The following is a 6,845-nucleotide window of genomic DNA, read 5'->3' on the forward strand; positions in this document are numbered from 1 at the left end:
ATCAGATCAATTGCATGGGATGTTTGAGCCATTGTCTGTTTAGCAATTGGAAAGATCATGGTAACCATTCAACAGGACGAAAGCCGGATCCACGGAGTTTTTGTATACAAAAGACACTACAAAACATTATACACGATGGTGATATTGAGAATGAGCTCATGTTTTCCGGACACAATGTATATAAATTCAAGCAGGATCCGTTTTATGAGGATGGTTACATGCCGACGGTAAAAGAGTTGGTGGAAAGGATACTGACTGGATATTGAGTCAGTAGCTATCATAGAAATTTTCACCTTATAAAATTTCACTACCTGCTTTAACAAGTTTTTCTGCCATACCCTGATTTGGATTAGGCCCAAGCCGGGCAAGAAGGCGTAAAACTACACGAAAAAATGAGCATCAGCGGTGGAGAGCTTCTAAATTTTTATTGACTTGTTTATAGATTATGGTAACCACTTAGGGATTAGTGAGTAATGGTTATATAATATGAATACTGAGGTAGGAAAATGGCTTCTCTAAAATTTTGTTCACAGAGACTAGAAGGGGCATATAGCACGTGTGCTAAAGTAGCACTACGTGCATATATAAGTTGTTTAAAACAATCTTTTAGTAAACAAGCCCTAATGTATCACAAGGATTGTGATATGCGTCATAATAGTTATGACATGAGTTAAAATGATTATGACATGAGTTAAAATGATTATGACATGAATTAACAGCATAAGGCATGTGTGCAGGCGTACAAGGTGTATGCACTGGAAAAACTGGTGCTGGTAAATGAGAAGTCATATATTGTTGTTGTGGTAAAAAACCATGAGTGTAAATCATAATAGTCCTTTAAAAAATAATATTAAATTATTATAAGTTAAAATGATTAAAAAGTTAATAATTTTAAATCTAGCATAACAGCTAATTTAGTTCCTCTTTTTACTTATATAATATCCATATCTACTGTATCTTTACCAATTTTGCATATAGTCCATCTTTGCTTATTAGAGATTCATGAGTTCCTACCTCTTCTACTTCTCCGTGATTAATTACTATAATTTTGTCAGTTTTGAGTGCGGTTGATAGCCTGTGTGTGATTATGATCGTTGTTCTGTTTTGCATTAATTTGCTCAGTGCTTTTTGTACTAAGTTTTCACTTTTGTAATCAAGGGCAGAGGTTGCCTCATCCAGCACTAAGACTTGAGGATTTTTGAGTATGGCTCTCGCTATTATAATACGTTGTTTTTGTCCTTCGGAAAGTTTTAATCCTCTTTTCCCTACAAATGTGTCAAACTTATCGGGCAGCTTGTCAATAAATTCCATCGCATAAGCACTGATGGCTGCTTGTCTTACTTCCTCATATTCGGCATCTGGTTTGCCGTACAATATATTCTCCATTATTGAACAAGAAAATATCATATGATCTTGCGGCACTAAACCAAATAATGACCTGAGACTACTTAGCGCAATTGACTTAATATTATTCCCATCGATAGTAATGCTGCCTTTGCTTGGATCATAAAAACGAAGCAGAAGCTTCAAAATGGTGCTCTTACCACTGCCAGATGGTCCCACAATTGACACTGCTTGGCCCGCCTCCATGGAAAATGATACGTTATTTAACGCTGGCTTACCAGGCCGAGATTCATAAAAAAACGTTACGCCGTTAAACGAAATTCCTTTTCGAACACTACAAATTTTTATAGGATCATCAGCATCTACTATAGAGCTTTTCATATTCTTAAATTCAAATAAACGCTCTACTATCCCAAGACCCCGTTGCAAGTCACTGATATTATCGCTCAGATTATTTACAGCTCCTGCTGCAAGCGCTGAATAAAATACAAATGAAGATAGCTCCCCAATAGTTATATTATTACTTAAGACTTCTTTAATACCAAAAAAGATTAAAACGACCAGTGAACCTATCACACATGAGATAACCAAAGTTACCAAAATAGCGCGCAAGAGTACTAATCTTATGTATGATTTTGATACTGAGTCTAGATGTTCCTTAAAACGGATTTTTTCATTTTCCTCTAATACAAACGACTTGATGGTTACTATGGATCTGAAATTTTCCTCACTAAGTGATGCAAGCTCACTCAGCTTACTCTGGGCAAAGCGTGCGTGATTGCACACTTTTTTCCCAAGGGAAGTCATAATAATAAGTAGTATGGGTATTATCGCAGCCGCATATGCAGTTAGATGCAGATCTGTATATAACAACATAGCAACACTACCAATCAAAATTACAAAATTTCGCAATATGGTGAGTAGGCTGCTATTTATTATCGATTGCAACACAGAGGTATCAGTAATTAGTGCTGAGATGACATCTTGGACACCAGTGTTCTCAAAGAAACTCGGTTGCAAGTCGGTAACATTGCTATATAAGTCATATCTCATTCTTGCAATAACTTTTTCGCTGCCAATGCCAATAAAATACAATCTAATGAACGCAGTAAGAGAAACAGCTAAAACTATAAATATTGTAACTACCAGTTTAGTAGTAAAATCGTGTTCTGCGCCAGAATCAATTATGCTGCTCAAACCTCTACCGAAAAGGAGAATCGTTAAAGCTGAAAATAAAACTGCAATAAAAGCTACAACGAAGTAATGTAGGTTGGGCTTTATATAGCAAAATAACTGTCTAATATTAGATCGCATCTTATCTCGAAGTTTCTAAAGCTAAGTATATGGATTTTAGTGTCAGGAAAAAGGAAAAAGGTATGGCTTTAAGTCTACTGATCGTACGGATGTTATAATTTAACTCACAAAAAAGGCCAGTAGAGCTGGAAAACATTTTGGGATAGCATTCTTCTGATAATCTTACTCTGCCATAATCTTTTTTTCTTTTAGCAAGCTTTGCAGCTCACCTTTTTCATACATCTCGCGAACGATGTCACAGCCACCAATAAACTCTTCCTTTATGTATAATTGTGGAATTGTTGGCCAATCAGAAAACTTTTTTATGGACTGACGTACTTCATCATTCTCTAGCACGTTGACGCATTTAAACTTTACATTCAAGTTTTTGAGAATTGACACGACAAGTCCAGAAAATCCGCATTGAGGAAAGTCAGAAGTGCCTTTCATATAAAGCACCACATCATTTTCTGCTATATCTTTTTTTATTTGTTCAAAATTGTTCATAAGTTCACTTTAATTTTAAGTACTAGTTTCCAATTGCAACGCATGTATAAACTGGCCTTCTAACGCCTTATACACCACTTTATGTTGCTCTATCCTTGTCTTTCCAAGAAAACACTTGGGGTTATTTTCAAATGATAGTGATCATTATCTCCAGCAAGATCATTAACCTCTATATCAGCACCCGGAAATGATTGTTTGATGATTTTCTCTAATTCATGAATTGCGATAACCATTAATTTACTTTAAATTACAATACTTTTATTATAAATCTAAAATTACTTTGCGCAACTGAATTATCGTGAAGACAATGAATTCAGCGTGCTGAGAGCACTCGCAAGACGAGATTTCAATTGATTTTCATATTTACCCCAATCTTGTATTGCTTTTTTGGCAACGCCTGAATGCACTGCGGCTTTTGCAACTGCAGGAGAAACTATCGAAATCAATCTTGGGTCAAATGGAGTAGGTATTATATATTCACATCCATAGCTCATTTTACGACCACCATAAGCTGCAGATATCTCGTCAGGTACTGGCTCATGAGCAAGCTTTGCTATTGCATTTGCAGCTGCAATTTTCATTTCGTTATTTATTGTTGTTGCATGTACATCAAGCGCTCCTCTGAATATATAAGGGAATCCCATTACGTTATTGACTTGATTGTTGTAATCTGATCTACCAGTTGCAATTATTGCATCCGGCCTTACGGATTTTGCAAACTCAGGCCTTACTTCTGGATCAGGGTTAGCAAGAGCAAAAATAATTGGATCTTTACCCATGCTCTTCAGCATCTCTTCGCTTAGCACATTCTTTGCAGACAGTCCAATAAATACGTCAGCGCCTTTTATTGCGTCGAGTAAAGAACGTTCTTCAGTGTCAGTTGCATACTTTTCCTTCCACTCATTCATGTCCTCTTTTCTGCCTTTATATATTACCCCTTGTTTATCACACAGCACTATGTTTTTAGCGCCTATGGATCTCAGTATTTCCAAACATGCAATACCGGCTGCTCCAGCTCCATTCATGATAATTTTAACGTCTTCCAATTTCTTTCCTGCAATATCAAGAGCATTTTCTATGCCGGCTGCAACAACCACTGCAGTTCCATGCTGATCGTCGTGGAATACTGGAATGTCCATCAATTCGCTCAGGCGTTTTTCTATTATGAAACAATCGGGAGATCTTATATCCTCTAAATTTATCCCTCCCCAACTTGGTCCAAGATATCTTACTGCGTTGATGAAATCTTCCACATTTTCTGTGCCAACTTCTATATCGACTGCATCGATGTCAGCAAAACGCTTGAATAAAACAGCTTTGCCTTCCATAACAGGTTTTGAAGCAAGAGGTCCGATGCTGCCAAGTCCAAGCACTGCAGTGCCATTTGAAATAACAGCAACACAGTTACTCTTTGCCGTATAATCATAAACTAGATCAGAGTTTTTAGCTATTTCAAGGCATGGAGCTGCAACTCCAGGGGAATAAGCAAGTGACAAGTCATACTGGGTAGATAAGGGCTTTGTTGGCAGGATAGATATTTTACCAGGATTATTGCCTCCACTGTGATACTTAAGCGCTTCTTGTTTTGTGGTATGATCTAAATCGTCATTCATCATTATATCCTTATATCTTGAGCCCATGGCTAGTGAATTTTTAAGTATATGGAATTTTTATAAATGTTCAATTGTAAACTATTAGCTTGTGAATTGCACTCCACTCCTGTATAAGTTTACCATACCGCACTAAAGTTACACTGCATGTTTAAGAAAAACTTGCCTAATTTACTGACAATTTCTCGTGCGCTTGCAGTACCAGCAATAATATTAAGTTTTTATATAGAAAATAAATATACAAACTTGATAACAATATCAATCTTTATATTTGCATGCATTACAGATTTTTTTGATGGTTACCTAGCACGTGCGTGGAAAGTTCAATCAAAATTTGGCAAGCTATTTGATCCAATTGCTGATAAATTAATAGTGGTTTCAACAATAATGATGCTGGTTTATAAGCATAAGATCAATGATTACACGATAATACCATCAGTTATCATCGTTTGTCGGGAGATATTAGTTTCGGGTTTGCGGGAATTTCTGATCGCTACAAACGTTAGCCTACCTGTAAGCAAAGCTGGAAAAATTAAAACATTTCTGCAGATGCTTGCTGTGGTGACACTAATAATGGACAACTACAAAATAACTCAATATATAGGTGCAATTTGTCTGTGGGTTGCAGCCATTATAACTATGTGGTCAGGCTATAATTATGTCGTAGCCGGCATCAAGCAGATTGATTGAACTCCTTGAAAAACAATTAATATACAAATAGTTAAGATTTTAATAGAATTGACTAAGTAATTGAAATTATGTATAATATATTAGTTCATAAGTTAGTTGAGTTTATATGACTAGTATCGTTAAGGAATCTTTTGCTGATGAAAAAAAAAGGCGTGAACAAGAGTTATTAGCACTAAAAGAGGAAGCAGAAAAAAAGCTCAAACAAGAACTATTAACACTGAAAAAAAGAGAGTTATATAGACAATACGTGTCATTGGCAACAATGGCCCCATTTGCATTGCTGATGGCTGTTGAGCTGGAAAAAATATGCAGCGATCAGGTATTGCTTGGTGTTATAAGTGGTGCACTAAACCACGCTACATTACCTCTCACAATCTTATCTCTTATTTGTACGCTATATTTAATTTACAATAATAGGAAGATAGTTCAAAAGGAACAGGAATTGAAGGATCTTGAAAATGGCGAAGTGGCAGAAAAAGAGAAGAGAGATGTTCCTCATACCGTTGATGATTACCTTAACTACGCTGATGCTGCTTTAACTACATTAGTTATTGTAGCTAGTATAGTTAGCGAAGCATTGGAACTAGGAATAATAGAAGACGTAGCCTTTTCAATTTCTAGCTTATTCTACTTCGTAGCAAGCGCTAATTTCTTCTATTGTGAGTACAAGAAGAGCAAAAAACATGAGGTAGACAAAGGGCAAGAGAATTCTAACCTTGATGAAAAATCTGAAAAAAAGGCTGACAATATGTCTGCTGCTAGTTTAATGTTTGCTGGTTCTTCTATAATGTTAATAAGGAGAATAATGTTAATAGCATTAGCATCATTCTTACATCCTGCTGTTGGACCCGCTTTGGGTTTAGTAGGCACCACTCTTTTGATGGCAGGAAGTGGACTGATCACACATCCTTATAAGAGAGAGTTAAAGAATGTAGAAGTTGGAAAAGGTATGACAGGTGCGGGCAATGTAGAAGGAAGAGATGGTAGCTCAAACCAAGAAGTGCCGACGTTTGCATAACCTAAACTAAGCAGAAAAACAGGCAAAAGAAGCCCCATGGTGGCTAGTTATTGATATTTACCTCAAAATATATCAGTGTCTATTCAGCCAAGTGGTTTGAAATTAACTTGTGGCCTCTTCTTTAAGCTGTGCAATTTCAGCTCTAGGAAGACCAGTAGATTCAGCTATCAAGTCAACAGACACACCAGCCTTAAGTAGGTTTTTGGCTACAGCTATTTTAGCCTGTTGTTCGCCTTCTGCTCTGCCTCTTTCTTCGCCGATTTGGATGCCTTCTTTTCTGCTTTTTTCAGTGGCATCATCAAGTTTTTGAGCGAGAATAGCTTTCTCATCACGGATACGCTTTATTTCTTGTTCATATGCTATGAACTCCTTTTCTGACCAGT

Annotated in this window: 6 protein-coding genes and 3 pseudogenes; 4 read left to right on the forward strand and 5 right to left on the reverse strand. The window is 36.6% G+C overall.

Annotated features, from left to right (window positions below; genetic code table 11):
- Both GO685_RS02510 and GO685_RS02515 read left to right on the forward strand, forming a co-directional pair.
- A pseudogene (locus tag GO685_RS02510) lies at positions 1–266 on the forward strand (nitronate monooxygenase); the annotation flags it as partial.
- A gap of 240 nt (positions 267–506) precedes the next feature.
- On the forward strand, positions 507–674 hold the full coding sequence (locus GO685_RS02515) for a hypothetical protein (RefSeq protein ID WP_175937438.1): 168 nt from the start codon (positions 507–509) through the stop codon (positions 672–674).
- Positions 675–948: 274 nt separating this feature from the next.
- Here GO685_RS02515 and GO685_RS02520 read toward each other — a convergent pair whose 3' ends face one another.
- The 4 genes and pseudogenes from GO685_RS02520 to GO685_RS02535 all read right to left on the reverse strand — a co-directional run bounded on the left by GO685_RS02520 (position 949) and on the right by GO685_RS02535 (position 4,757).
- Positions 949–2,658, reverse strand: a complete 1,710-nt coding sequence (locus tag GO685_RS02520; RefSeq protein ID WP_175937439.1) for an ABC transporter ATP-binding protein — start codon at positions 2,656–2,658, stop codon at positions 949–951.
- Between the two features lie 162 nt (positions 2,659–2,820).
- Positions 2,821–3,144, reverse strand: a complete 324-nt coding sequence (gene grxD, locus GO685_RS02525; protein WP_041045753.1) for a Grx4 family monothiol glutaredoxin — start codon at positions 3,142–3,144, stop codon at positions 2,821–2,823.
- 15 nt (positions 3,145–3,159) lie between these two features.
- Positions 3,160–3,377, reverse strand: a pseudogene (locus GO685_RS02530) (BolA/IbaG family iron-sulfur metabolism protein).
- A gap of 60 nt (positions 3,378–3,437) precedes the next feature.
- Positions 3,438–4,757: a malic enzyme-like NAD(P)-binding protein gene (locus GO685_RS02535; RefSeq protein WP_175937441.1), complete on the reverse strand. Its 1,320-nt coding sequence runs from the start codon at positions 4,755–4,757 to the stop codon at positions 3,438–3,440.
- A gap of 144 nt (positions 4,758–4,901) precedes the next feature.
- Here GO685_RS02535 and pgsA point away from each other — a divergent pair, with 144 nt between their 5' ends.
- Together pgsA and GO685_RS02545 are read left to right on the forward strand one after the other, a co-directional pair.
- Positions 4,902–5,444, forward strand: coding sequence for a CDP-diacylglycerol--glycerol-3-phosphate 3-phosphatidyltransferase (gene pgsA, locus GO685_RS02540; protein ID WP_175937440.1), 543 nt, complete (start codon positions 4,902–4,904; stop codon positions 5,442–5,444).
- Positions 5,445–5,550: 106 nt separating this feature from the next.
- Entirely contained in the window at positions 5,551–6,462 is a 912-nt protein-coding gene (locus GO685_RS02545) for a hypothetical protein (RefSeq protein WP_246226365.1), read from the forward strand.
- A gap of 102 nt (positions 6,463–6,564) precedes the next feature.
- Here the strand turns inward: GO685_RS02545 and GO685_RS02550 are convergent.
- A pseudogene (locus GO685_RS02550) lies at positions 6,565–6,845 on the reverse strand (Rpn family recombination-promoting nuclease/putative transposase); the annotation flags it as partial.

This window comes from Wolbachia endosymbiont of Madathamugadia hiepei (assembly GCF_013366855.1).
Taxonomy (GTDB): Bacteria; Pseudomonadota; Alphaproteobacteria; order Rickettsiales; family Anaplasmataceae; genus Wolbachia.

Coding starts and splice junctions, on each gene's coding strand:
- GO685_RS02515 (WP_175937438.1), top strand. CDS start 507: ATGGCTTCTCTAAAATTTTGTTCACAGAGACTAGAAGGGGCATATAGC.
- GO685_RS02520 (WP_175937439.1), bottom strand. CDS start 2,658: ATGCGATCTAATATTAGACAGTTATTTTGCTATATAAAGCCCAACCTA.
- grxD (WP_041045753.1), bottom strand. CDS start 3,144: ATGAACAATTTTGAACAAATAAAAAAAGATATAGCAGAAAATGATGTG.
- GO685_RS02535 (WP_175937441.1), bottom strand. CDS start 4,757: ATGAATGACGATTTAGATCATACCACAAAACAAGAAGCGCTTAAGTAT.
- pgsA (WP_175937440.1), top strand. CDS start 4,902: ATGTTTAAGAAAAACTTGCCTAATTTACTGACAATTTCTCGTGCGCTT.
- GO685_RS02545 (WP_246226365.1), top strand. CDS start 5,551: ATGACTAGTATCGTTAAGGAATCTTTTGCTGATGAAAAAAAAAGGCGT.